The 26,177-nt window shown below is 47.0% G+C and carries 18 protein-coding genes; 13 read left to right on the forward strand and 5 right to left on the reverse strand.

Annotated elements, in window-relative coordinates; all coding sequences use genetic code 11:
* Positions 1–15: 15 nt before the first annotated feature.
* From AB6805_RS24320 to AB6805_RS24340, 5 genes are all read left to right on the forward strand, one after another.
* The gene (locus AB6805_RS24320; protein ID WP_370912055.1) at positions 16–1,569 is read left to right on the forward strand and encodes a right-handed parallel beta-helix repeat-containing protein; all 1,554 of its coding nucleotides are present in this window, start codon (positions 16–18) and stop codon (positions 1,567–1,569) included.
* 37 nt (positions 1,570–1,606) lie between these two features.
* Positions 1,607–2,452 carry a glycoside hydrolase gene (locus AB6805_RS24325; protein WP_370912056.1) on the forward strand — a complete coding sequence of 282 codons (846 nt, stop codon included), beginning with the start codon at positions 1,607–1,609 and terminating at the stop codon, positions 2,450–2,452.
* A 72-nt stretch (positions 2,453–2,524) separates the two neighbouring features.
* Positions 2,525–3,682, forward strand: a complete 1,158-nt coding sequence (locus tag AB6805_RS24330) for a DUF4185 domain-containing protein (RefSeq protein WP_370912057.1) — start codon at positions 2,525–2,527, stop codon at positions 3,680–3,682.
* Between the two features lie 99 nt (positions 3,683–3,781).
* On the forward strand, positions 3,782–7,012 hold the full coding sequence (locus AB6805_RS24335; RefSeq protein ID WP_370912058.1) for a S41 family peptidase: 3,231 nt from the start codon (positions 3,782–3,784) through the stop codon (positions 7,010–7,012).
* Positions 7,013–7,299: 287 nt separating this feature from the next.
* Positions 7,300–9,687 carry an ABC transporter permease gene (locus AB6805_RS24340; protein WP_370912059.1) on the forward strand — a complete coding sequence of 796 codons (2,388 nt, stop codon included), beginning with the start codon at positions 7,300–7,302 and terminating at the stop codon, positions 9,685–9,687.
* Between the two features lie 46 nt (positions 9,688–9,733).
* On the opposite strand, the gene AB6805_RS24345 is transcribed toward AB6805_RS24340, so the two are convergent.
* The 5 genes from AB6805_RS24345 to AB6805_RS24365 all read right to left on the reverse strand — a co-directional run bounded on the left by AB6805_RS24345 (position 9,734) and on the right by AB6805_RS24365 (position 14,305).
* Positions 9,734–10,177 carry an RloB domain-containing protein gene (locus AB6805_RS24345; protein ID WP_370912060.1) on the reverse strand — a complete coding sequence of 148 codons (444 nt, stop codon included), beginning with the start codon at positions 10,175–10,177 and terminating at the stop codon, positions 9,734–9,736.
* Positions 10,174–11,475, reverse strand: coding sequence for an ATP/GTP-binding protein (locus AB6805_RS24350; RefSeq protein WP_370912061.1), 1,302 nt, complete (start codon positions 11,473–11,475; stop codon positions 10,174–10,176). Before AB6805_RS24350 ends, AB6805_RS24345 begins: the two co-directional genes overlap by 4 nt.
* 148 nt (positions 11,476–11,623) lie before the next feature.
* The gene (locus AB6805_RS24355) at positions 11,624–12,310 is read right to left on the reverse strand and encodes a helix-turn-helix domain-containing protein (protein ID WP_370912062.1); all 687 of its coding nucleotides are present in this window, start codon (positions 12,308–12,310) and stop codon (positions 11,624–11,626) included.
* Between the two features lie 303 nt (positions 12,311–12,613).
* On the reverse strand, positions 12,614–13,432 hold the full coding sequence (locus tag AB6805_RS24360; RefSeq protein WP_370912063.1) for an SDR family NAD(P)-dependent oxidoreductase: 819 nt from the start codon (positions 13,430–13,432) through the stop codon (positions 12,614–12,616).
* A gap of 105 nt (positions 13,433–13,537) precedes the next feature.
* Positions 13,538–14,305, reverse strand: a complete 768-nt coding sequence (locus AB6805_RS24365; RefSeq protein ID WP_370912165.1) for an NADPH-dependent F420 reductase — start codon at positions 14,303–14,305, stop codon at positions 13,538–13,540.
* Between the two features lie 147 nt (positions 14,306–14,452).
* Here AB6805_RS24365 and AB6805_RS24370 point away from each other — a divergent pair, with 147 nt between their 5' ends.
* The 8 genes from AB6805_RS24370 (at position 14,453) to AB6805_RS24405 (ending at position 25,420) form a co-directional block, all read left to right on the forward strand.
* A complete protein-coding gene (locus AB6805_RS24370; protein WP_370912064.1) occupies positions 14,453–14,800 on the forward strand; it encodes a winged helix-turn-helix transcriptional regulator in 348 nt (115 codons plus the stop codon).
* 110 nt (positions 14,801–14,910) lie between these two features.
* Positions 14,911–15,465 (forward strand): sigma-70 family RNA polymerase sigma factor, encoded by a 555-nt coding sequence (locus tag AB6805_RS24375; protein ID WP_370912065.1) that lies wholly within the window; start codon positions 14,911–14,913, stop codon positions 15,463–15,465.
* A gap of 88 nt (positions 15,466–15,553) precedes the next feature.
* Complete coding sequence (locus tag AB6805_RS24380; RefSeq protein ID WP_370912066.1) at positions 15,554–16,699, forward strand: FecR family protein; 1,146 nt, start codon at positions 15,554–15,556, stop codon at positions 16,697–16,699.
* Between the two features lie 403 nt (positions 16,700–17,102).
* Positions 17,103–20,522 (forward strand): TonB-dependent receptor, encoded by a 3,420-nt coding sequence (locus AB6805_RS24385; protein ID WP_370912067.1) that lies wholly within the window; start codon positions 17,103–17,105, stop codon positions 20,520–20,522.
* Between the two features lie 18 nt (positions 20,523–20,540).
* Positions 20,541–21,962, forward strand: coding sequence for a RagB/SusD family nutrient uptake outer membrane protein (locus AB6805_RS24390; protein ID WP_370912068.1), 1,422 nt, complete (start codon positions 20,541–20,543; stop codon positions 21,960–21,962).
* 19 nt (positions 21,963–21,981) lie between these two features.
* Entirely contained in the window at positions 21,982–23,067 is a 1,086-nt protein-coding gene (locus tag AB6805_RS24395; protein WP_370912069.1) for a redoxin domain-containing protein, read from the forward strand.
* Positions 23,068–23,080: 13 nt separating this feature from the next.
* The gene (locus tag AB6805_RS24400; RefSeq protein WP_370912070.1) at positions 23,081–24,190 is read left to right on the forward strand and encodes a redoxin domain-containing protein; all 1,110 of its coding nucleotides are present in this window, start codon (positions 23,081–23,083) and stop codon (positions 24,188–24,190) included.
* A 21-nt stretch (positions 24,191–24,211) separates the two neighbouring features.
* The gene (locus AB6805_RS24405; protein ID WP_370912071.1) at positions 24,212–25,420 is read left to right on the forward strand and encodes a redoxin domain-containing protein; all 1,209 of its coding nucleotides are present in this window, start codon (positions 24,212–24,214) and stop codon (positions 25,418–25,420) included.
* Positions 25,421–26,177 lie beyond the last annotated feature (757 nt).

Genomic DNA, 26,177 nt, shown 5'->3' on the forward strand with positions numbered 1-26,177 from the left:
TAAAAGATAACTGAAATGAATATTAGAAAGGTTTTTCAGGGCGCCGTATTAATTGCCATGATGGCGGGTTTACCTGCTGTTGCTGCGGTGCCCAACACGTATTATATAGATGCGCTTACGGGGAAAGATACCAATAGTGGGTTGTCGGAACAACAAGCCTGGCGCAGTTTACAGCAGGTGAATAGCCACGTTTTTGAGCCGGGCGATCAGATCCGCTTCCGCGCGGGCCGTATTTATGAAGGGCAGCTGAAGCCGCAAGGGAGCGGCCACGCGCAACAGCTGATCACCATCGACCAATATGGAGAAGGATACAAACCACGCATCCAGGGCAATGGCGTAATGCCGGCAACATTATACCTGTTGAACGCAGAAGGCTGGGAAATCCGTAACCTGGATATTTCCAACTACGGCCCGGATGTGAAGGCACATCGCGCGGGCGTACTGGTGCAGTTATCAGACTATGGTATTGCTTCCAACATCTATCTCAAAAATATAGATGTACATGATGTAAACGGCAGCCTGGTGAAGAAAGACGGCGGCGGTGCAGGCATCATTTTCAGTAACGGCGGCCGGCATACCCGCTCGAAATTCGACAGCATCCTGGTGGCAGATTGTACCATCAAACGTTGTCAGCGCAACGGTATCCTGGTAAATGGCAACTGGTCCAGGACGGACTGGTTTCCCAACGAGCATGTGGTGATCCGCGGCAACCTGATAGAAGGCGTGCCCGGCGACGGAATTGTGCCTACCGGCTGCGATGGCGTGCTGGTGGAGCATAACATCATGCGGGACTGCCCCCGCTTATTGCCCGATACAGAATCAGCTGCCGGCATATGGCCCTGGAGCTGCGATAATGCACTGATTCAATACAATGAAGTAAGCGATCATAAAGCGCCGTGGGACGGACAAGGATTCGACTCCGACTGGAATTGTAATAATACCGTGATTCAGTATAATTACAGTCATGATAACGATGGTGGCTTTGTACTGGTATGTGACGACGGAAGTGCCAAAGCTCCGCAAAGCTGCGGTAATAAAGGAACCATCATCCGTTACAATGTAAGCATGAACGATGGTTTGCGAACTACCGGTAAACACGCAGGCTTTGCGCCGGTTTTTCATATAACCGGCCCCGTAGTAAACACGCGTATATACAACAACGTTATTTATCTGCCTGAAAGAGATATTAAAATGGATAGCACACTGGTAGAAATGGGCAACTGGTTTGGTTATGCCGACAGCACCTATTTTGCCAACAATATTTTTTATACCCTCGGCACGGCAGACTACATCACGAATAAAAGCAAACGGAATGTGTACAGCAACAACCTTTATTTCGGCAGGCATCTTAACCGGCCGGCCGATAAAGCGGCGGTTACAAAAGATCCGCAGTTCCGGGCAGCCCCGTTAACCGGCATGCACGGTATGGAAGCGCTGGAAGCATTTCGTTTGCAACCGGGTTCGCCTGCCCTGCACAAGGGCGCCGCACTGCCGGATAAAACAGTAAAAGATCTATATGGGACCCCATTGTTGTTAACACCTCCCAATATAGGCGTGGATGGAAAATAGGGAAGTATTTTATTATTCACCATAAAAACTCCACTTTATGAAAACAAGTATGAAAATCCTATTGGCGCTTAGCAGCTCCTTGATCCTGTCGTGCGGCAAACAGGCATCCGACAAACTTCAGCCGGTTGAAAATGCAGCCCTGGCCAAAACAGAGGCTGCTGCTGATCTCACCTGGGAAACCGTACTGGACAACAGTTCGTTTGCCAGCTACAGCGCCTTTGAAGCGGCCTGGAACTATCTCTATCCCTGGGGATCGGATCATAACGGTACCGCACGTATGTATGGCAGCAGTTCAGATCACAACCATATTTACCTGAATGCAGGAGTCCTTACTATTAAGGCCGCCCGTATCAACTGGAATGAAGGTAACAGCAGCAGTGACCCTTATCTGCCCATTCACTACCATAGTGGTGCGGTGCATGCTAAAGCACAGGTGTTGATCAACGACCAGTTCCCCGAATGGGAAGTAAAGGGAGATTTTCAGGCGCCCTCTGTAGCTGGTTCCTGGCCTGCCTTCTGGCTTACCGGCGTTAACAGTTGGCCTCCGGAAAGCGATATCCTGGAGTTTAAAGGGAATGCCACCAACTGGCAGAATACTTTCAGAACCTGGCAGGATGTGTCCAGTATCTTAACCAATGTATCATCTCCCGGCAACTGGCACAACTACCGCGTTTGGATCACTAAGGTGAGCGCTACCGATGTGAATATTCATTATTACATCGACAACGTATGGACGGGGATGCATGTGGCTAATTTTGTAGGCAAGCCCATGTATATTATCATTAACATGCAGATGGAAGGCTCCAGCGGCAGCAGTGGCCCCGCCGGAGATACCTATTATAATGCGAAGAATATTTATGTAGGCCGTAACCGCGCCTGGTAGTAATAAATAACCTGACTAAAGCCCTTGCAGCATATTGTACTGCAAGGGCTTTTTTTATTAAATTTACGGGAGATGATAACGCTACTGACATTACTGATCAGCAACTGTTGCGCGGAAAGCCGCCTGGACACTGTGCCCCTGCAAAGCAGGGATACTGTGCACCTGTCTTATACCGTGGCGCCGGCAAACGACTGGAATGCACTCTTTATCCGCCAATCCGGCTGGTTTGGCGGCGATGGCATTTTCAGCATTCCGGTGAATGGGGTGGATACCGTCGGCGCGGCAGACAGTACCCTGTTGCTTTTCAGCGACACCATGACCGGTACCATCCGGGATGGCAAGCTCCAGCCGGATGTAACCATGATCCACAATTCCGTAGCGATGCTGAAAGGTAATGAGCCGCTGGAGAAAAATATCCGTTTTTATTCGGATGCAACGATGTTTGAACCCCACACACCCGCTGCTGTAAAAGGCGACTATTACTGGCTGGGCGACGGTTTTGTTAATCATGAAAAAGGAAACAGCACTTACATTGTAGCTTACCGTATCCGCAATATTGGCAGCGAAGTGTTCGGTTTTGCTGAAACAGGCAATGCCCTTATTGTATTGCCGCCCGGTAGCCGGCCTCCTTTTGCCAACCACCGGCAACTGGATACGCCGTTGTTTCAGCCGGTGGATAGCAGTCAGCATATCACTTTTGGGGTGGGCATCTTCGTAAATACCCGCCGGGCGGGCGCCCCCAACCCGGATGGCTACGTGTACGTTTATGGGGTAAAGGGATTACAGAAAGAAGTGCTCGTAGCCCGTGTGTTGCCAGCAGATATCGAGGATTTTGGAAGATGGCGCTACTGGAACGGGCAGCAATGGACGGCGAACATTCAGCAGGCGGCGGCGGTAACCGCACATGCCTCCAATGAACTAAGCCTAACGCCGTTGAAGGATGGCCGTTATGCCCTCATCTTCCAGGTGGATGGCATAAGTCCTGTAGTGGGGCTGCGCCTGGGTCTCAGTCCTGCCGGGCCTTTCGGACCGGTCATCAAAATATGGGAATGCCCGGAAGCAAAGGAAAACAAGCATTTCCTTGTATATAACGCCAAGGCGCACCCCAACTTATCAAAGCCGGGCGAACTGCTCATCAGCTACAATGTCAATGCGTTCGATTTCCTTCATGAGCTGGCCGCCCAGCCACAATTGTACCGCCCGCGGTTTATCCGTCTTACCTTTAAATAACCACTGGTCACTATCCTGCTTGATAAAAAGCGGTTATTTTTATACATTGGCGCGTCAGCTTTCTTTAGCTGCTTAACAACAGATATCTAATCAGCGCTTATGAAGAGATTATTATTCGGATGTGCAGCCATCCTCATGGCCGCCACTGCCTATGCCCAGGAAAATGCCCTATGGCTCAGGAACCCTTCTATCTCTCCCGACGGTAACACCATTGCCTTTGGCTATAAAGGAGATATTTACCGGGTAGATACCAAAGGGGGAGTGGCCGTTCCACTCACTATTCATGAAGCCCACGACATGCTCCCGGTATGGAGCCACGATGGCAAATACATTGCGTTTGCGAGCGATCGTTATGGCAACTTCGACGTGTTTGTAATGCCAGCCGCAGGCGGTACGCCGGTACGTGTTACCAGCAACAGCGCCGGCGATTTTCCGTACGACTTCACCACCGACAACAAACAGGTACTTTTCGGAAGTGCACGCAACGCGCCTGCTGCCAGCGTAAGATTTCCGTACCGCCTGTTCCGGAACATGTATACCGTTCCGGTAACCGGTGGCCGCGCCACACTGCTTAGCGCCGCAGGAGCCGACGTAGCGCATTATAACAAAGCAGGCGATAAAGTCATCTTCCAGGACCGGAAAGGATATGAAGATCCGATGCGTAAACACCACGTGTCTTCTGTTACCCGCGATATCTGGGTAATGAATATTGCAAAAGGCAGTTATGAAAAGGTATCGGAGTATGTTGGGGAAGACAGGGAGCCTGTATTCGGCAATGGCAACGATATTTATTATCTCAGCGAAAAAGGCGGTATCTCACAGAACCTCTTCAAAGGTTCTCTCACAGATAAAGCCAGCATGCAGCAGCTTACCACCTTTACCAAACACCCGGTGCGTAACCTGTCCAAAGCAGATAACAACACCCTTTGTTTCACCTATAACGGTGAAATATATACGCTGAAAGAAGGTGAGCAACCGCGTAAGCTGGAAGTAAGCATCTTTAATGATGGACGGGCCGGTATTGTGAAAAATGTACCGGTGAGCGGTAACACCACCGAGTTCGCCATGAGTCCCGACGGTAAGGAAATGGCATTTATAGCCAGGGGAGAAGTGTTTGTTACCAGCGTGGAAGGCAATCTTACCAAACGTATTACTAATACGCCCCAGCAGGAAAGAATGGTGCAGTGGAGTCCCGATGGCAAAAGTATTATCTATGCAGCAGAACGCAACGGCAACTGGGACATCTTTCAAACTACCAAAGTACGCAAAGAAGAACCTTACTTTTTTGCTGCCACCCTGCTGAAGGAAGAACCGGTGATCGCCACCTCAGCAGAAGAATTCCAGCCGCTGTACTCTCCGGATGGAAAAGAAATTGCCTATATAGAAAACCGCAATGTCCTGAAGGTATTCAACATCGCCTCCGGTAAAAGCCGCACGCTGTTGCCCGCAGGCCGCAACCATTCCTACTCGGATGGCGACTGGAGCTTTGAATGGAGCCCCGATGGCAAATGGATAGCTGCAGATGACCAGCAGGGTTATTTCACCACGAAAAATGCTACGCTTATTCCCGCCGATGGTAAAGGAGCATTCGTTTACCCCGTGAACAGCGGTTTCGGCGAAGGCGGTACCAAATGGGGCGCCGGTGGGAAAATGCTCACCTGGGCCAGCAGTCGCGAAGGACGTAAATCACTTGCCAAACAAGGCAGCCGCGAAGTAGATATCTTCGCCGTATTCTTCGACCAGGAAGCTTATGATAACTATAAGCTGTCGAAAGACGAATTTAATCTCCTGAAAGAAAAAGAAGCCACCGGCGGCAAAGCAGCCAAAGACTCCACGCTGAAAGCCAAGGATTCTGCTGACGCGAAAAAAGTATTTCATCCCGATTTCAATAACCTTGAAAACAGGAAAGTAAAACTTACTATCAATAGCGCCTCCATCAGCGACTACGTGCTGAGCAAAGATGCCAGCAAACTATATTACATGGCCTCTTTTGAGAAGGGCTACGACCTGTGGATGACTGAGCCGAGAACCGGTGAAACAAAGATCCTCGCTAAGTTAGCCGGTACACCCGGCAGCATCGAGTTAAGTAAAGATGGCAACACCCTCTTTGTCGGTAATCGTGGCAGCGTGGTAAAGGTAGACGCTAACAGCGGCAAAATTACGCCGGTGTCTATCAGCACAGAGCTGTCGCTGAACCAGGATGAAGAACGTAAATACATTTTCTGGCACGCATGGAAACAGGTGAAAGAGAAATTTTATGATCCTACCATTCGTAACATCGACTGGAAAATGTATGGCGATAACTACGCCCGCTTCCTCCCGCATATCAGCAACAACTATGATTTCGAAGAGCTGCTGAGTGAACTGCTCGGAGAACTGAATGGCTCCCACACCGGTGGCCGGTATTCGCCGCAACAAATGAATGGCGATGCCACCGCATCTTTAGGCTTGCTGTATGATGAAACCTCCACCGGCGACGGCCTCAAAGTAGATGACATCATCGCCGGCGGTCCCTTCGACAAAGCCGCCAGCAAACTGAAGAAAGGTAACATCATCGAGAAAATAGACGGCGAAAGCATCACCGCTAAAACCGACTGGGCATTGCTACTGAACCGCAAAGCAGGTAACAACGTACTGGTAAGCATCTACAACCCCGACACCAAAGCCCGCTGGGATGAAACCGTAAAACCAATATCCGCCGGCGAAGAAAGCACGCTCATGTATAAACGCTGGGTGGAAAATACCCGCGGAATGGTGGATAAACTCAGCAACGGAAAAGTAGGCTACGTACACGTACAAGGCATGAACGACGCCAGCTACCGTTCTGTATACGATGAGGTGATGGGCCGCAACCGCGATAAGAAAGCCCTGATTGTAGATACCCGCTTCAACGGCGGCGGATGGCTGCACGACGACCTGTACAACTTCCTCAGCGGTAAAAAATACCTTGAGTTTGCACCACAGGGCGAAAAGCTCAAAGGCGGTGAACCCTCCGGCCAATGGCAGGAGCCGAGCTGCGTACTCATGAGCGAAGGGAACTACAGCGATGCGTTCATCTTCCCCTACATCTATAAACAAGGTAACCTCGGTAAACTGATCGGTATGCCGGTACCCGGCACCGGTACCGCCGTTTGGTGGGAAACACAGATCGATCCAACAATGGTATTCGGTATTCCAATGGTAGGCACTATCGGTAAGGAAGGCCGCCCTACGGAGAACCTCCAGCTGGAACCGGACATCAGGGTGCCGCTTCGCTATGAAGAGTTCCTGGCGGGGAAAGATGCCCAGTTGGAAGCTGCGGTGAAGGAGATGTTACAGGAGATTAAATAAAATGGGTTAATGAAAAGGAAAGCCCCCGTAGCGTGTGCTGCGGGGGCTTTTGTTTATTGAGCGCTTCGTTTGATCATTAAAACTGAACAGGTATGTCCGTATCCGTACATATTACTTATTAGACTATCCGCCACAGAAAGGCAAACATAGCCACCACAGCGGGGCGAGGAGATAAGTAACAAGTGGTATGGTAGTTGTTGCCCAGGTAAAATACCGGCGCCGACTTCAATATTTCCCGGTTGGCGCTATGGAACTAAACTGTTTAACAGTCTTTTTAAATTAACCTTATGTTCTCGAACTACTTGAAGATCGCTTTACGTGTTCTTTGGCGCAACAAGATTTATGTGGTCCTCAACGTAGTAGGCTTAGGCTTTGCTATTGCCTGTTGTATCCTGGCATATCTCAACTATAACTACAGAGCTAACTTTGATCTGAATCACGTTCACACCGAGCAAATTTACCGGCTGAACAGTGTGCGTCTGGTTGATGGAAGCAGGCAGCCCTGGGCCGTTGTACCCTTACCTTTAGCCCAGGCTATGCAGAAAGAACCTGCCGGGGCGGAACAGGTGGCCCGGTTCAGTAGCGCTGCAGTTGTGGTGAAAATTAAGGAGAATACTTTTGATGAGCATATTCATTATGCTGACAAAACGTTATTCGATTTTTTTACTTTCCCCCTGAAATCTGGTAACCTGTCCGGTTTTGGTCAACCGGACCAGGTAATCATCAGCGAAGATTTTGCAGACAAATACTTTCCAAAGCAAATTCCGGTGGGGCAGTCATTGACAATCATTGGATCGGAAGGCCGGTCTAAGATATATACGGTTGCTGCTGTAACGCAGAAGATCCCGGCAAATTCAAGTATCCAGTTCGATATCATCACTTCATTTGATAATGGATTTGTGAATGGACAGGTGGCCCCCGACGACTGGGCCAATCCGGATCTCATTACAACATTTGTAAAATTAAAAGATAAACAGGCGGCCCGTTTTGTAATGGCTGATCTTAATAACTATGTAGCGGTTCATAACCGTAATCGTTCCAATTGGCCCATAGCAGGCTTTTCCCTCCAACCTTTCTCTGAGTTGGCGACCACCTCGGATATTGACATGCCGGGATACGTATATGGCAACCAATTAACGGTTAATCCACGTGGTGTGCTCGTTATAGTTCCGGCCATCATGTCGCTGTTTATTTTAATTATCACCTGTTTCAATTTCACCAATATTTCCATCGCATTTGCCAGTGGACGGTTAAAAGAGATTGGTATCCGTAAGGTAATGGGAGGTTTCAGGAGCCAGCTAATCCGTCAATTCTTAACGGAGAATATTGTTTTATGCCTGTTGGCATCTGTATTGGCGTTGTTGTTTGTCCATCTGTTATTGCCGGCTGTTAGTCAACTTACAAACGTTGAACTTTCACCTGACTATAGCAGGGACTATGGATTTTGGTTATTCCTGGTATCAATTCCCATAGTCAGTGCCATTTTTTCTGGTCTGTACCCGGCAATGTACGTTAGCTCTTTTCAGCCGGTTCAGATTCTCAAAGGCAAAACTTCACTTGCGGCCTCCAACCGTTTTACACGTTTCCTGTTGATCTCACAATTTAGCTTGTCGTGCTTCGCATTGGTGGTTGGCATTGTGATGTCTCAAAACGCCATATTTCAAAAGAAAGTAGATTTTGGTTATGCTGTCAATGAAGTGGCCGTTGTAGAGATCAACAATCCCCGGGAGTACGGTGTTTTTACCCAGGCCATTCAGCAGTATCCGGAAATTAAAAGCGTGGCCGGATGTGTGCAGCAAATTGGTGACGGCACCTACACCCAAACGGCAAAGGCTGAAAATGGGCAAACCCAGGTACAGGTTGCGCAGGTCGGAGGGGAGGCCTATCTTAACACGATGGGAATCCGTTTGCTTCAGGGGCGTCATTTTTACGATAATGGCGCTGATGCCGATGAATCCATCCTGGTCAATCAGACCTTTCTGCAACGGTTACAGATAAAGGAACCGCTTGGTCACCGGGTCACCCTGGATAGCATCAATTACACGATTGTTGGAGTTGTGAACGATTACAAAGAATACGGCTTACATGGTCTTGTACCACCTTGTGCGTTACGTATGGCCAAACCAGCGGAGTATAAGTTTGTGGTTGTTCGCTCAGATAAAGATAGATTGTCCCAGGTAACTCAGCACTTGCAGGCAGCCTGGCATAAATTGATACCCAATGTACCCTACCGGGGATATTTGCAATCAGATTTAATTGAAAAGGAGCTCCGGATGACGCAGGCATTTAAGTTGATTGCATTTTTCCTGGCCATAGTTACGTTGCTTTTGTCAGCATCGGGCTTATTTGCACAAATTTCATTGAACATAGACAAGCGAAGTAAAGAAATCGGGATCCGGAAAGTACTGGGGGCATCGGTGCTGCAAATTATAGGATTAGTCAACCGGGAGTTTATACGTATTCTCCTGATTGCATTTGTAGTTGGTTCAGCGCTGGGCTACTTGTTTACAAACAAGTTTATTTTTGGAGTTATTTACCGGTATCATGCTGATATCGGAGCAACGCCTTACATCGGTACATTCCTGATTGTATTGCTCTGCTGCAGTGCTGTTATTGGAACAAAGGTATACCGGGCTGCTAATGCAAATCCAATAAAAAGATTGCGTACTGAATAGTTATGTTTTTTGAGAGAATGGAGTGGGGGATTGCCTGTGGGTATTCTTAAAAAAGCTGCTCCAACTTATTTGCTTCAAAAAATAATGGCATCTCCGATATTGCGCTTTGAGGCGTATCAGGATTAAAACATCCCAGTTGTTTTGCATTGTTTATTGCGGTAGCTAATTTTGATTTTAGTTGCAAGTAAATATCATTATTTTGTTTGGTATAATACTTTTGTGTCTTTTTATAATCTTTGAGATGTTTTTTTAATTGCTTTTCAGCGCCTTCGCATGAGCTAAAATATTTTGATGTACGTTCAAAATGGAGCAATATCATCTCAAATTGTTCTGAAAGCCTTTTCCTTTGAGGTATCTTAGGCTCAATGTTAACATTAATGGACCTTTCGTTTCTCTTTAGCATTTGCAAATACCACACTTCAGTATCTCCATCCACAACAACCGCAAATGTTTTCCTGGCCTTTATTGCAATAGCTCTTTTTTGTCTCATTTTTCGATGTCAATGTAGTAATCTCCTAAATGCGGAACACCACCAAGTTTCCCACTTTTATAGACATTTAACCTATTTGTGGTGTCCCTGATTACTGAGCTGTCAAAGTCGGCTAGTGAATATAACGAAGTTGAGCAGGATTCATCTTTATCGGTAATCCAAATAGCATCATCTCTGAGTATATCCCTGCTGTCAAGGATTTCTCTGTTATGCGTCGTTGCAATTATTTGAGATTTATCTGCATTCAAAAGAAATGAAAGTAAAAAATGACGATACAATTCAGGATGTAATGATGATTCAAGTTCATCTATGGGAAACACAACCGAGTTTTTGATAAGTAGCGCCAGTATACCAGCAAACCCATAGTATCTTTTAGTACCCTGCGACTCCAGGTCGAAAAGCAGTGTATACTTTTTGTTATCTTCTGTGGTGTGTTCGAATGTTAACTTCCGGGAGGTCATTCTTCCCTTTGCTTTTAATTCGTTTATTGTATCGTTGGGGGCATTCAACTGGTTTTCAATAAATGTAATGAAGCCTTCAGGAATGTCTCTTTCTTCTTCCTGAATAAATATATCTGAAATATTAAAGTCAGCTTTTTTAAGAATGTTAACAACGTTCTCTTTTGAGATGTTGGACTTATCAATGTGAGAGGTCACATAGCCTTCCAAATCCGTTGTTGTAAGAACCAGGGGTTTCAGATATTGCTTAAACCAATCTGTAGCCTCCTTTAATTCTTTTAACTCAATGTTTGTTTTCAGAAAGCCACCCAATACCGTATTGTTCCAAAGAGTGTTGGATTCTAATATCTTTTCAGAAGTTTTATCTATCTTAATCTTACTACCAAAAGAGATTTCTGTAAATTGGTTTTCCAGACTTGTTTTTCGTTTGAAAATACCCGCTTTGTTAGGATGAAAGAAATCCAGTTTTTCTGTTATAATTGCTTTTTGGGAAAACTCAACTTCATAATAGTATCTTATTTCATTTTGAATAAACGTTATCGTAATAGTGGAATTTTGTTTAGACGTTTGACTATCAAAAAGGAAAGGATGAAAATCTAATTCTTTCGTTTTCTTCCCAACGGGCTCTAAAACTATATTTCTTAAAAAATCCAGTGCTTTTAATATGGTAGTTTTCCCTGATGCGTTTGCTCCATAAATTAAAGCCAGCTTTAGTAATTTAACGCCACCAGTATTTACCACATATTGATTTTCAAGATGAGATGATTTGGTCGCTTCAAAAGAAAGCGTTTGCTTATCCTTGATCGAGCCAAAGTTTTCAATGCTAAAATTAACTATCATTTTATGCCTTTATAAATGCAGTTGAATTACAAATATAGCCATAAAAATACAGAATGTATTACTTTTAGGTCTGATTTTTGTAATCAAATTACAAATAATAGCGGTGAAATGCAGTAAGGTGGATAGTGCAGGAGACTAAATAAATGGGCTAATGATAAGGGGAAGCCCCTGTAGCGTCTGCTGCGTGGTTTTTTTGTTTATTGAATTTATTCGGAGACACGCCTACTTCTTTTTTAAACAGACGTGAAAAATAAGTGGCATTTTCAAAGCCAAGTGAATACGAAATTTCCGATATATTCATTTCGCCTGCTGTTAGCAAATTTCTGGCTTCACCAATCAAAAAAAGATGAATAAGCTCCAAAGCTGTTTTTCCTGTTTCCTGCTTCAGTACATCAGTTAAATAGCGGGGAGAAACATGCAGGTTTTCTGCCATGAAAGATACCGTGGGCAGCCCAATATTTTTTGTTTTTCGCTCTTCAAAATTAGCAGCAAGCAAGGCATTGAACTTTGTAAGGGTTGAACCGGTTAATGGTGCCCGGTTAATAAACTGCCTGTTATAAAAGCGCTGCGCATATTTAAGCATGGCATCAAGATGACTGATAATAATAGCCTTGCTATGTTCGTCCGTATTATTATTGTATTCTTTTTCTATGCTGAAATACAAATTCCAGATGATTTCCTCTTCTCCAGGTGAAAGGTGCAATGCTTCATTCACTTCATAATCGAAATAGCTATATTGTTTTATTTCCTTGTAAAGAGCAGTTCCTGCGAGGAAATCTTCCTGGATAAGAATTAAAAATCCATTTTCCTGTAGTTTTACATTTTTAAAAATCACCTTCTGCTGCGGCTTTACAAACGACATTACCCCCCGGTCGTGGTCATACTTTGTTTTTCCATAAAGCATGCTTCCTGATTTCAGCTTTTTGAATCCAATGGTATAAAACGCTGAAGAAAACTCAATTTCCTTGCTACCGGTACACTTATCCTGTTCACCATATATCGCACTGAAAAGCGGATGCTCCGGTGGTTTAACACCGAGTGCTTCATGTAAGTCGGCTATTTTTTTAAAATGATTCATTTTTGTAAAAATAATGGAAACAGCACCCGGTAAAGCCGGATGCCGTAATTTAAATTGCTGTTAACCATGTGCTGCCACAGAAACATCCTGCCATGATTCCCATATTTTCAGGCGCTCTTCGTAAGTGTGTTTTACCCAGGGGTAAGTAGTTTTACCCAATAGCAATCTTAATGGTGGATTTTCCGAATCCACGAGGTTAAGAAGCGCTTTGGCAGTTGCTGCAGGGTTGCCGGAATCCAGCTCATTAGCCTGATCATAAAAAGCTTTTCGTATGCCATCGTAAACCGGTATTGATTCACTTGATGCAAGGGAACTGGCGCTGAAGAAATCTGTGGAGAAACCACCTGGTTCCAGTATGGTCACTTTAATGCCAAATCTACTTACTTCGCCGGCCAGTGTTTCAGCAAGACCTTCCACTGCGAATTTGGATGCGCTGTACAGTCCCATCAATGGTACCGTATTCAATCCCAGGGCGCTGGAGAGTTGAATGATTTGCCCTGACTTTTGCTGACGCATAATGGGCAGTACTGCCTGTATCATCCACAATGAACCTAATACGTTAGTTTCAAACTGTGACCTGACGTCTTGCTCGTTTAACTCTTCGACTGCGCCAACGTGCCCAAAGCCGGCATTGTTTATTAGAACATCGATGCGGCCAAATTTGTTTTTTGCAGCTTTGATCGCTTCAAAACCCGCCTTTTTATCAGTTACATCAAGTTTCAGTACCAACAGATTTGATGAAAATTCTTTCGCAAGCCCGGTTAATGTTTCAGGGTTGCGAACAGCCGCAACTACATTATCGCCACGTTGTAAAAATGCTGCTGCCCAAATCCTGCCGAAACCGCGTGATGCCCCCGTTATAAAAATTGTTTTTGCCATGGTAGTAAATTTTGTTGTTTAAAACAAAGGACAAAGCTAGCCTGACCACCAGGAATTAATATGATACAAAAGCGCGGGAAAATGAAACATTTGTACGATTGACGTTTATTTAAAGTCTTTTGGATTTTTAGAGAATAATGAACGGTTAAGTTTTACGGTTTCTTCATGAGAAGGTTGACTTGGAAGTTCCATGAATGTTGAAATAGCAATATCTCTTATGCCCGGAGCATTTTCTTTAACACCATCACTGAGGGCTTGTTTAAGTGCTGCTGCATTCAGTTCTGTACAGTATGCAGGCGTGCCTGGCTGATGTCTCCATGATTCAGCAAGACTTCCCACATCAACAGCATCAAAACCTGCGTCATTGATTAGCCGGGATATTGTCTCTTTAGCTTTTTGGTCATCGCCTGATATGGCCATGGCAATCCGGTCATCTGCATTTCCGGGCTTACCTCCATGCTCAAGACTTGCGGCCAGTAGGTTATTGAAAGCCTTAATAACAGGACGCCCTATTTGCCCGGCCACCCATACACTTTCGACCATTCCCTTTTTGAGTTCTTCAATTTCCCCATCACGGAAGGGATAGTAGTTAGAAGTATCAACGACGATCACGTGTTCCGGAATGCCGGCAAATAACGTCTTTGGCAGTTTGGGGATGGCTGCAACCGGGATGGACAGGATCAGGACATCCACATCTTTTGCAATATCATTCAGTGTAGAAGGAGTGGCGCCTAACTGCCGGGCACGTTCTTTTAATGTGTCAAATTCCGCTGTATTATACACCTTTACCAGATGGCCTGCTGCAGCCATTTTTTTTGCTATCGTACCGCCTATTGCGCCGGTACCGATTATTCCGATTTTCATTTTTTGAATTTTAAGATTTCGTCAGAGGCCAGGAAGAGATCAGATGGCCATCACCTTTATTCCATATTGGAATAACATTTGCAAAGTTAACCTATTATACTTTCCTTTGTATAGTCCTTTCCCAAAGGAAAGTGACTTTGTAAACAATCTGAACTTATGGCACAAAAAGAAACGCATTGCGACTGCCTCAATACCGTGAAACCTGTGAGGGACGCTCTCGATGTCATCAGTGGAAAATGGAAATTGCCTATTATCATTTCCGTAGGCGTGGGCAATGATCGTTTTACCGATATACAGGAAAGTATACCTGGGATTACCCCCAAGGTGTTGGCAAAGGAACTTAAAGACCTGGAACAGCACAAATTGATAAAGCGCAACGTTTTGGGGGAATACCCGGTGAAGATATCTTACAAGCTGGAGCCGTATGCGGACACCTTAACCCCCATTATCTATTCGCTCAAGGACTGGGGAATTAATCATAAAAAAAGAGTTACCGGGAAATGACCGATTTCCTGCTACCTCTTGTTTCTCATCCCCTTATACCTTAGCTTTGGGATTATAACAATCTCTGAATATCAACCAATCATTAATTTTTGCAGGCATTTTTATAAGAGATGATGACCGAGTACTCCTACTATGCTGATGATGAGCTGGTTCAGCTGATGGGTAAAGATGATCACAACGCCTTTACAGAAATTTACAACCGTTACTGGAAACGTTTGTACGTACTGGCCTACGATCGCCTGCGTTCCCGGGAGCTGGCGGAAGATGTGGTGCAGGATGTGCTTACCGGTCTTTGGCAGCGCAGGGCGCAAACCATCATCCGGTCGTTGCCTGCCTACCTGGCTACTGCCAACAGGTACGCCGTATTTACACAATTATCGAAAATGGTCCCGGTTACAGCGGTGGAAGCCCTCCCCGAAGCTGTTCAGGCAGTAACAGACGATACCGCCCAGTTACATTTCCTCCAGCAATCCATGCAGGAGCAATTAAAACAACTACCCGAAAAATGCCGCATTGTATTCGACTATAGCCGCAATATGGGGATGAGCAACCGGGAAATTGCCACGGAACTGAAGATCTCCGAAAAAGCCGTGGAAAAGCATATCACCAAAGCCCTGCAGCGGCTGCGCCTCCAATTCCGCAACTACTTTCACGCCATTTTTTAGAAAGTCTATAATTTTTTTTTTGACGGAGGTAGGGTAGCACCCTTATTTCCGGACATTACTATATAGGACCCTGTAAATTATATCACGGATGGAAATGAATGAACTGGCCATACTGTCAAAAAAGTACCTTGCCGGCGCGGCCAGTGACGAGGAGAAGGACCGTTTGCTGCGATGGTATAATGCTTATGACGAGCATGCCTTAACAGCCCATTTAACTGTGGAGGAAAGAGAAACCGAAACAGCCATGGAACAACGGATGCGTAATCGCCTGATGCTGGCAACGGCGCCAGAGCCGCGCGTAGTGCCCATACGCCGCCGTAGCGGCTGGAAGGTGGCAGCAGCAGTCATATTGCTGGTAACGGCAGGCAGCAGCTTCTTTGTGTGGCAGTCGGGTAAAAAACAGGTGCTTGCAGATAAACCGGCGATTATTATGCCCGGAGGCGATAAAGCCACGCTCACGCTGGCAGATGGAACGGTGGTAAACCTGGACAGTGCCGGCACGGGAGTACTTACCGTACAGGGGAACAGTAAAGTAGAGAAAACCACGCACGGGCAAATTGTATATAAAAACGAAGAAGCCGAGGCATCTGCGGTAACGTACAACGTATTGCGCACGCCCCGCGGCGGACAATATAAAATCACCCTGCCGGATGGAACGGATGTATGGCTGAACGCCGCCTCATCTATCAGCTATCCCACGGCGTTTGCGGGAAAGGAGCGGACGGTGACGATCACAGGAGAAGCGTATTTTGAAGTGGCCAGCGATGTGGAACGGCCTTTCACGGTGAAAGTCAATAACATGGAAGTAATGGTATTGGGTACGCATTTTAATATCAATGCCTATGCAGATGAAAGCACCATCAATACCACCCTGCTGGAAGGGGCGGTGCTGGTAAAAACAAGCAGCGCTATGCGCCACCTGAACCCGGGGCAGCAGGCAAAGGCCACGGCCACCGGCGACGGGATCATAAAAGTGGGCAGGGTAGATGTAAACAGCGCTATCGCCTGGAAGAACGGGTATTTCTCTTTTGAGGAAGCAGATATCCCCACCGTTATGCGTCAGTTATCCAGGTGGTATAATATAGAAGTAAAATACAGCGATAAAATACCGGGAGAAATATTTACCGGGGAAATAGGGAGAAGTCTTACACAGGAACAATTGTTAAAAGTATTGTCACAGGCAAAAATTAACTTTAAAGTAGAGGAGGGAAGACGGATCATTATTTATCCATAAGCTAAATCAATAACCAACCATAGCTGATACCACCAACGTCAGCGAAACAACCAATGTTGCCAGGCTTGCTAACGCCTGCACAGATAGCTATCCAGTAATATCATGTTATGAATTGATGAGGTCCACCGGACGCGGAGGTCTTATGTTCATCCATAAAAAAAAACCTGGTGTCAAGATTGGCGTCCGCACCAGGTTTTGATCAATGGTTAACCCGTTTCAGGAAAGCTTTTCACTGCCTGCAAAGGCGGATGAGAAACATTTTGTCAACCAAAAACCAATCTAAGGTATGAAAATTAATGTTGTTCGCAACCCGCATGGGTTTTCCATGTCATTGGTTCGTTCACTTGATAACGGAAGGTCTCCTCAACCAGGGACCAATTATGTCACCAAAATCTGGCGAGTAATGAGAATGACCGCAGTTTTATTAACGGTACTGGCTTTACACGTTTGTGCCAGTGGAGTTTCACAAACGGTCACGGTGTCCTGCAAGGATATGCCGCTGCAGCAGCTGTTCAGCGTCATCAAACAACAAACCGGGTATGTGTTTTTTTACCGGAGTAAAGATTTGTCAGATGTGAGTCCTGTTTCGGCAGAGATCCGGGAGGTGCCGCTAAAGGCCGCTCTTGGAAAACTGCTGAAGGATAAGCCGTTAACCTTCGACATAGAAGGCAACACCATCGTTATTTCCCGGAAGGTAACCCCTCCGGCCGGCGACGATGCGCTACCCCCGGAAGATGTGCGCGGCAAAATAGTGGACACCAAAGGCAATCCCATACCCGGCGTATCGGTGCGTGTAAAAGGCAGCAATGCCGCCGCTATCACCGACCAAACGGGATTCTTTATCCTGCATAATACCGATGCCCGCGCGGTGCTGCTGATTTCATGCGTAGGCTTTGAATCCAAAACCCTCAGCATGGGTGGTAAATTCACTGTGGAGGTGGAGCTGAAAGCTAAAGTGGATGACCTGAACCAATACGTGGTAGTAGGCTACGGCAGTACTAAAAGAAAAGACCTCACCGGCTCGGTGGCCTCGGTAAATGTAGACGAAGTAAAGAATGTTTCCTTCGTGAGCATCGACCAGGCGCTGGCCGGTAAAGCAGCAGGTGTGCAGGTTACACAGTCCGACGGCTCCCCCGGCGGTGTAGCCAAAATCCGCATCCGCGGTGGTACCTCCCTGCTCGGCGGCAACGATCCCCTCTACATCATCGACGGCGTACAGGTAACTATCCAGAACAGGTATATCCAAAACCAGGCGGAAGTGGTAAACCCGATCGAAAGAGCCGGCAGCGATGATCCTAACAGTACCGTGAGCGGTTCCTTCTCCCGCGGACTAAACAGCCTCGCCGGGTTAAATATCAATGATATTGAAAGCATCGATATTTTGAAAGATGCATCCGCCACGGCTATCTACGGTTCCAAAGCAGCCAACGGCGTGATCATCATCAACACCAAAAAAGGTAAGCTGAACCAGAAACCGGTGCTGGAAGCCAATTACTATGCAGGCGTAAGCACACCTATTAAAGAAAAACTGCTCAACGCAACGGATTATCTCTCGCTGCTAACAGAAGCCGCTGTAAACCTGAATACGGCCCGCGCAGCCGCAGGTCAGGCATCCAGCACCAAGGCAGATAATATTATTAAAAATCCTTCCAGTCTTGGTACAGCTAACACCGACTGGCTCGGCCTCGTACTCCGTAACGCTACCTCGCAGAATGCCGATATTTCTGTACGTGGCGGCGGCTCGGGCTCCCGTTACTATACCTCCCTGGGTTATAACAAACAACAGGGCGTGGTGCTCGGAACAGATTTCTCCCGTATCTCCGGTAAAATTAGTCTCGATAATGAAATCACCAGCCGCTTCCGGATCATTACTAACCTCGATTACGGGTTCACTAAAAACAATATCACCAATGGTATTTACCCGGCTGCATTCTTTGCGCCGCCTACCTTGCCTGAACGCAACCCCGACGGCAGCTATTACCGGTTCCTGGGCTCGCAGATCGGTGGGTACGACTACCAGGGCAATCAAAACCCGATGATCCTCCTGGATGGTATCAACGAAGGAAAAACATCTTCTCTCCTGGGATCACTCTCCGCAGATTATGATGTGCTGAAAGATTTGAAATTCAGGTCTACTGTTTCTGTTAACTACAACAACTACCACCAGCTGAACTATGTGTCCAGTTCGGCCGTTATCGCTTCTCCCAGCGGGGTAGACGACTCCAATGGCGGCGTCGGCTCACAGTCGCAAACAGAAGATGTAAACCTCTTCTTCGAAAATACCCTTACCTGGGACAAACAGTTTAATGAAAACAACCGGTTAAATCTCCTTGGCGGTACCTCCTGGCAGAAATACCGCTATAACTCCTTTTCCGCCAGCGGTCAGGGCTTCCCGGATGATAAATACCTGAACAACCTTTCCTCCGCAGCCATTACTTTACCCGGCACCGGTGTTTCCGGGCAGAACTCCCTGCTGAGTTTCTACATGCGCGCTAACTATGCCTGGAGAGAAAGATACCTGTTCACCTTCACCGGCCGTTCAGATGCGTCCTCCAAATTCCCGAAAGATAACCGCGTAGGTTATTTCCCTTCCGGCGGTGTGGCATGGCGTATTTCTGAAGAGCCCTTTATGAAAAAAGTAACCTGGGTAAATGAACTGAAACTGAGAGCCAGCGGCGGTTACACCGGTACACAGAATTTTGGTGATAACCTTTATTATACTTTGTATACGCCCGGTTCTTACGGTGGTGTGAATGCACTCGTTCCTACCCAGCTCGGGAATGAAAAAATTAAATGGGAATCTACCCTGCAGAAGGATCTGGGCCTCGACTTTGAACTGTTCGGCTCCCGCCTGCGCGGTGTGATAGGTTATTATGAAAAAAATACCACGGGCCTGTTAATGGCTACACAACTGGCCCCCAGCTCATCTTATGGGAGTGTGATCTCCAACTTTGCCACTATCAACAACAAAGGACTGGAACTGGACCTGCGCACGGACTTTATCAAAAGCAAACAATTCCAGTGGACAGGCGCGCTTAATATTTCCAGGAACAGAAGTAAAGTAACCGACATCAACGACGATTTCACCAATGCAGGTGAAGTCAGCTCCTATATCCAGGGGAACAGCATCGTACGCAAAGGAGAACCCCTCGGCCTCTTCTATGGCTATAAAATGAAAGGTATTATACAAAACCAAAAGCAACTGGACGATTACAAGAAAGAATTCACCTTAGCACGGTACATGGCTCCCTACCTCGGCATCGGTGATCCGATGTATGAAATAGGCGACAATGGATTTTATAAAAGCGATGTGATAGGAAAGTCGCAGCCGGACTTCTTTGGCGGCTTCACCAACACTTTTACCTTTAAAAATTTTAGTCTTATCACCTTACTGACGTTCTCCTACGGCGGAGACCTGCTTTATCTCGCAGATATCCAGAATAAATCTTTCGATAGCTATGCCAACAGGGGAGTATCTATAAAAGATCGCTGGACACCCGAAAATCCAAATAGCAACAGGCCCCGCCTGCTGCTCGGGGAAAATGTGAGCAACACTGCCAGCGACGATGTGTACAATGGTTCCTATATCAAATTAAAATCCATTACGCTTACCTACCAGCTGCCGGCAAGAGTAGCGTCCTCGCTGCATATCAGGGACGCTTCCATGTACGCATCTGCTACCAACCTGTTTACGATCACCAACTACCCTGGCCCCGATCCGGAAGTGAGCAACAATCCTTACAGCCTTATCAACGGCAGCTCGGATGTAAGCACCTTTCCCACTACAAAGCAGTTTAACATCGGTCTTCGTTTTGGATTTTAAAACAACAAAAAAGATTTTATGAAAAGGATCATATATACTTTGCTCGGCACCCTATTAATAGCAGGAACTTCCTGCAAAAAGGAGCTGGGAAAATTACCGGAAAATGCAAAGGTAGATGGTAATACCATCATCGACCAGCGTACTTCTGAAATCGCCCTCAATGGTGTTTACTATCGCTTTGCCAACGTGGATGCCACTAATAATGTAACGGACTGGTTTGAACACGAAGTGCCCCCCGCCGTATTTGCCGGTTATATGGGATATGGTTATGGCGAAGATGGAGCAGAACTCAATGACTACACCAATTCCTTTTTCAGCGGCGTATACTGGACTTCAGCCTATCAGTTGGTAAATGCTGCCAACGGCGTTATAAAAGGCGTTTCCCTGCTGGAGGACAAAGCGTTTACCAACAACCGTAAAAAAGAAGTATTGGCAGAAGCACGGTTCCTGCGGGCTTACGGCCATTTTAAAGTGCTCAGTTACTTCGGCCAGTGGTTCGATCTCAGCAGCCCTTACGGCGCATTGCTGCGCGATGAATTTGTAACAGTGGGCGCTACCGCAAAAGCACGCAGCTCGGTGAAAGACAGCTACACCGCTATCCTCGCTGATATTGATGATGCCATTGCCAATGCGCCGGCACAAAATAAAGCGTTCTATGCTACCCGCTGGGCCGCCATGGCGCTGAAAATGAGGGTGCTTATGAGCCACGGCCAGCCGGCCGATTACCCGGTGGTAATAGCCCTGGCAGACAGTATCATCCTCAATAGCCAGTATACGCTGGAGCCGCAGATGAAAGACATCTTTTACACAAAAGGCCTTGCCAGTCCGGAAGTTATACTCGGTGTTAAATCACAGCAAAACCAGGAAAGCTATTACTATGTGCTCAGCCGCCAGTACTGGCCCGGTGCATCTTCCCTGTATGTAGCCAAAACAGCGCTGAAAACATTGCTGGCGAATGATCCCCGCGGCGCCTGGATGATAGGTTCCGCCAATGATTATTCGGATGGCACCTTTTACTTCCTGAAATATATCAAAGAAGGAAATACGCCCACACCTTTAACAGAAACCGCCTATGCCATCCGTTTAACAGAAGTATACCTGCTGAAAGCGGAAGCTATTGTACGTTCCGGCGGCAGCCTCGCTGCGGCCCGTACTATCCTGAAAAACATCATGGGCCATGCCGGTGTAACAGATTTTTCGGCAGTAGATAATGCCGGAAGCGTTAATGAAATGCTCAAACAACTGTACCTGGAAACGGTCCGCAACCTGGTAGGAGAAGACGGACAGGAGTGGATGTCGCTGCTGCGCCTTCCATCTTCGCTGGTACAGGAACTGCGGCCCACCGCAAATGATAAGGTGAAATATATCATGCCCATCCCGCACACCGAATTTTTGAACAACCCGACCATCGGTGAGCAAAACCCGGGCTATCAACAATAATAACTTTTAAATATTCAGTATGAAGATCCACACACCCACTATGTTTGCCATGCTGCTGCTGGCCGCCGCCTGCAGCCAGCCTAAAGCTCCCTCCGCCAGTATCACGGCGGAGCTGCGCGGATTGAAGGACTCCGTTGTTTTCATCTCCATACCGGTAGCCGATTCTGCTAAAACAGACACGGTGCCGGTAAAGGATGGCCGCTTCACCTGGACCGGCAACATCACCGAGCCGCAAAAAATATATATCGGTACCTCCACACGCTACCTGGAATTGTTCGTGGAAAATGCCGCTATACAGGTGAACGGAAATATGGATTCAACGGACCAGATAAAGATCACCGGCTCCGCCACGCAGGACGCTTACGAAGCGTATAAAAAATCGATCTCCGATATCACCAGCCAGGAAGATACCCTTTACTCAAAGTACGATGAAGTAAAAGGTAACGATACCGCCAAAGCGGCTTTGGAAGCGAACCTCGAATCCCTGCGTAATCAGCGGAGGGCCCGCGCCAAAGCCTATATTAAAGCACATCCTGAAAGCGCCGTAAGCCTGAACATGGTGGCAGATATGGCCGTGATGGGAGAATATGCACCGGTAGACAGTATGTTCCGTATACTCACGCCGGCGGCACAACAAACCGCTACCGGCGTACGATTGGCCAAACGCCTCGCTGTGCTGAAAAAGAGTGCGATCGGTGAGCCGATGATAGATTTCACTCAGGGAGATGTAGATGGTAAACCCGTTCGCTTATCCGACTTCAAAGGCAAATATGTATTGCTCGATTTCTGGGCCAGCTGGTGCGGTCCTTGCCGCGCTGAAAACCCCAACGTGCTGAAGGCTTACAACACATTCAAAGATAAAAACTTCACCGTGCTCGGCGTATCGCTCGATGATAAAGCCGATAAATGGAAAGAAGCGATTAAGCAGGATGGCATGCCCTGGATGCAGGTGTCGGACCTGAAAGGCTTCCGCAATGAAGTGGCGCAGGAATACGGTATCCAGGCGATCCCGTCTTCTTTCCTGATAGATCCGCAAGGCATCATCATCGCCAAAGAATTAAGAGGTACTGCGCTGCATACAAAGCTGGCTGAAATATTAAAGTAAAAACTACGCAGGTATGAAAAAAATAACCGCATTGCTGGCTGCTGCATTAACTACAGCAGCAGCCTACGCACAGCAAAACACCACCATCACGGCTACCATCAAAGATCTGCCGGCTGGTCAGTGGGTATACTGGCGCTCACAGGGCAACGATGACCGCCGCGACTCCGTGCAAACCACTGCCGGCGGATTCACCATTAAAACAAACATCGCCCCCGGGGAAGCAGATTACTATGTTATCCAGATCGGGAAAAAGTATGGAGACAATAACATGATCTTTTACTACCTCGATAAAGGAAACGTCGCCATAAAAGGAGATGGACCTATGTTTAAGAATGCCACTTTCTCAGGTCCGCAATACATAAAAGATTACAACGAATATACGGCCCTGCTGAAACAGGCGCCCGGGTTGCAAGGACAGGCAGCCCTCTATGAACAGGCGAATAAATTATACGCCGCAAAGGACTCCGCCGGCCTGGCAGCCCTCGAACCTAAAATGAAACGCATGCAGGAAGAGCGTGACAGCCTCACCAAACAATGGATCCTGCAACATCCGAAATCCGGTATCAGCGCATCGTTGCTGTCGCACCTGAACGACGTGCCGCTGGATGAAAAAGAAAGTATCTTTAATAAATTGTCTGCCGCTGCGAAAGAAAACGGCCCGGCAAAACGACTGGCGCACAGCATACGTGTAAATAAACTCACCGGCATCGGCAGCATGGCGCCGGACTTCACGCAGAATGACACTTTAGGCAAACCCGTTTCCCTAAAGGATTTCCGCGGTAAGTATGTACTCATCGATTTCTGGGCCAGCTGGTGTCATCCCTGCCGGGAAGAAAATCCGAATGTAGTGGCCGCCTTCCAAAAGTATAGCAGCAAGAACTTCACGGTACTCGGCATATCGCTGGATCAGCCCACCGGCAAAGAGAAGTGGCTTAACGCCATTCACCAGGACAACCTCACCTGGACACATGTATCTGACCTGAAATTCTGGAACAACGCCATCGCCCAACAGTATGATATCCGCAGCATTCCGGCTAACTTCCTGGTTGATCCTTCCGGTAAAATTATCGCCAAAGATCTGCATGGGGATGAACTGGAAAAGAAACTGGCGGAAGTATTATAATCATCTCAAAAAAACAGCAGCATGAAATACAGTCTCATTGCGCTTCCTTTTATAGCCCTGCAATTCGGGGCACAGGCGCAGGAAAAGTTACCATTTACCCTTACGGGAGATATTAAAGGTCTTCCCAATCGCTACGTGTACCTCGCTTATGCGGAAAGCGGCAAGGAATACCGGACCGACAGCGTATTGTCGAAAAACGGGCAGTTTACCTTCAGTGGTAAACTGGTGCAGCCGGTAGAAGGCCGTATCTACGTGGATAAAAAGACTGCCATGTACGGAGAAGGAGACATGGCCTCTTTTTTCATGGAGGCAGCGCCCATGAAATTAAAGTCTTCCACCGGGCGCCTGAAGGACGCGAAACTCACAGGTTCCAAAGCCCAGCTGGACCAGGACCAGCTGGATGCCGCCCGTGCACCTATCCTGAAAAAGCTCCAGCCATTATCTGATGCTTTTAATAAACTGAATAAAGAATACATTACTGCCATCAAAGCAAAGAAATCCGAAGCGGAGCTGGAATCCTACAAAACAAAGCTGGACAAAATAAAAGACCAGATGGAGCCCTACTACGAGGAAATGGAGAAAACGGACAAAGCTTTTATGAATGAGCATCCCAACTCCTACGTATCTGCACAGCTGCTCCGTTTTCGTGTAGGCAACATGCCTTTGCAGGAAGGAGAGGCCTTTTATGCAAAGATGTCGCCTGAGATGCAGCAAAGCGCCAACGGCCTTGAAATAAAAAAGGAACTGGACGCCCTGCGCGCAGGCTCTCCGGGCAGTCCCGCTCATGATTTCACCAAAACCGATATCGAAGGCAAAACCATTAATCTCGCTGATTTCAAGGGCAAATACGTGATGCTCGACTTCTGGGCCAGCTGGTGTGGCCCCTGCCGCAAAGGCAATCCGCACCTGAAGGAACTATACGGTAAATACAGCAGCAAAGGCTTCGAAATCATCGGCGTTTCCGACGACGACTCCAAGCCTGAAGCATGGAAAAAAGCCGTTAACGAAGATGGCATCGGCATCTGGCGTCATGTACTCCGCGGCCTGGATTGGGGCAAGCGGGAAAAGAACCTGCCCAATCCCGAAGATCTAAGCGACTATTATGGCATCCATTCCCTCCCTACCAAAATCCTGATAGACCCCAACGGCGTGATCATTGGCCGCTACGGTGGCGGCGGTGAGGATGACGAGGCGATGAACAAGAAGCTGGCGGAGATCTTCGGCGCGTAGATACGCGGATTTTGTCTTTCCCGCTGATTACGCTGATTATACTGATTTGGGGGATTTGATCACTTTGGATTTTAAATGATTCGGGGAGATGTAAGCGGATTTTGTTTTTTTGAAGGAGAAGATGGGGTATTTAAAGATGATGTGAAGAGGAGATAGGTTATGCTTTGTACTGGCTTTGTACCTGCTTAACAGATACTTTACACCTGCCTTTAACATGCTTTGAACCTGGCCTTGATGTGGAGGTGACGTGGACTTGATCGGTAATGTATTGTGTATCAATGCGCTATAGCAGGTTTTGAAATATTCTTTAGACGCACCCATCAGAGAATTGAACTGGTTATCAATGTCTTACGCACAACATAAAGATAACCAGGATCCGTTAAAATTCCAAAAAAATCAGCCTAATCAGCGTAATCAGTGAGAAAGACAAAATCCGCTAAAATCCCAAAATAAAATTAGCGTAATCCTGAGCCAAGACGAAATCCGCTTAGATCTCCCCGAATCATTTAAAAATCCAAAGTGATCAAATCCCCAAAATCAGTAAAATCAGCGTAATCAGCGGGAAAGACAAAATCCGCGTAATCCTGAGCCAAGACGAAATCCGCTTAGATCTCCCCGAATCATTTAAAAATCCAAAGTGATCAAATCCCCAAAATCAGTAAAATCAGCGTAATCAGCGGGAAAGACAAAATCCGCGTAATCCTGAGAAAGACAAAATCCGCGGCAAAACTTCAAATTTGCTATAAATTTACTACGC

The sequence above is a fragment of the Chitinophaga sp. RCC_12 genome, from assembly GCF_041360695.1.
Taxonomy (GTDB): Bacteria; Bacteroidota; Bacteroidia; order Chitinophagales; family Chitinophagaceae; genus Chitinophaga.

Coding starts and splice junctions, on each gene's coding strand:
- AB6805_RS24320 (WP_370912055.1), top strand. CDS start 16: ATGAATATTAGAAAGGTTTTTCAGGGCGCCGTATTAATTGCCATGATG.
- AB6805_RS24325 (WP_370912056.1), top strand. CDS start 1,607: ATGAAAACAAGTATGAAAATCCTATTGGCGCTTAGCAGCTCCTTGATC.
- AB6805_RS24330 (WP_370912057.1), top strand. CDS start 2,525: ATGATAACGCTACTGACATTACTGATCAGCAACTGTTGCGCGGAAAGC.
- AB6805_RS24335 (WP_370912058.1), top strand. CDS start 3,782: ATGAAGAGATTATTATTCGGATGTGCAGCCATCCTCATGGCCGCCACT.
- AB6805_RS24340 (WP_370912059.1), top strand. CDS start 7,300: ATGTTCTCGAACTACTTGAAGATCGCTTTACGTGTTCTTTGGCGCAAC.
- AB6805_RS24345 (WP_370912060.1), bottom strand. CDS start 10,177: ATGAGACAAAAAAGAGCTATTGCAATAAAGGCCAGGAAAACATTTGCG.
- AB6805_RS24350 (WP_370912061.1), bottom strand. CDS start 11,475: ATGATAGTTAATTTTAGCATTGAAAACTTTGGCTCGATCAAGGATAAG.
- AB6805_RS24360 (WP_370912063.1), bottom strand. CDS start 13,432: ATGGCAAAAACAATTTTTATAACGGGGGCATCACGCGGTTTCGGCAGG.
- AB6805_RS24370 (WP_370912064.1), top strand. CDS start 14,453: ATGGCACAAAAAGAAACGCATTGCGACTGCCTCAATACCGTGAAACCT.
- AB6805_RS24375 (WP_370912065.1), top strand. CDS start 14,911: ATGATGACCGAGTACTCCTACTATGCTGATGATGAGCTGGTTCAGCTG.
- AB6805_RS24380 (WP_370912066.1), top strand. CDS start 15,554: ATGGAAATGAATGAACTGGCCATACTGTCAAAAAAGTACCTTGCCGGC.
- AB6805_RS24385 (WP_370912067.1), top strand. CDS start 17,103: ATGAGAATGACCGCAGTTTTATTAACGGTACTGGCTTTACACGTTTGT.
- AB6805_RS24390 (WP_370912068.1), top strand. CDS start 20,541: ATGAAAAGGATCATATATACTTTGCTCGGCACCCTATTAATAGCAGGA.
- AB6805_RS24395 (WP_370912069.1), top strand. CDS start 21,982: ATGAAGATCCACACACCCACTATGTTTGCCATGCTGCTGCTGGCCGCC.
- AB6805_RS24400 (WP_370912070.1), top strand. CDS start 23,081: ATGAAAAAAATAACCGCATTGCTGGCTGCTGCATTAACTACAGCAGCA.
- AB6805_RS24405 (WP_370912071.1), top strand. CDS start 24,212: ATGAAATACAGTCTCATTGCGCTTCCTTTTATAGCCCTGCAATTCGGG.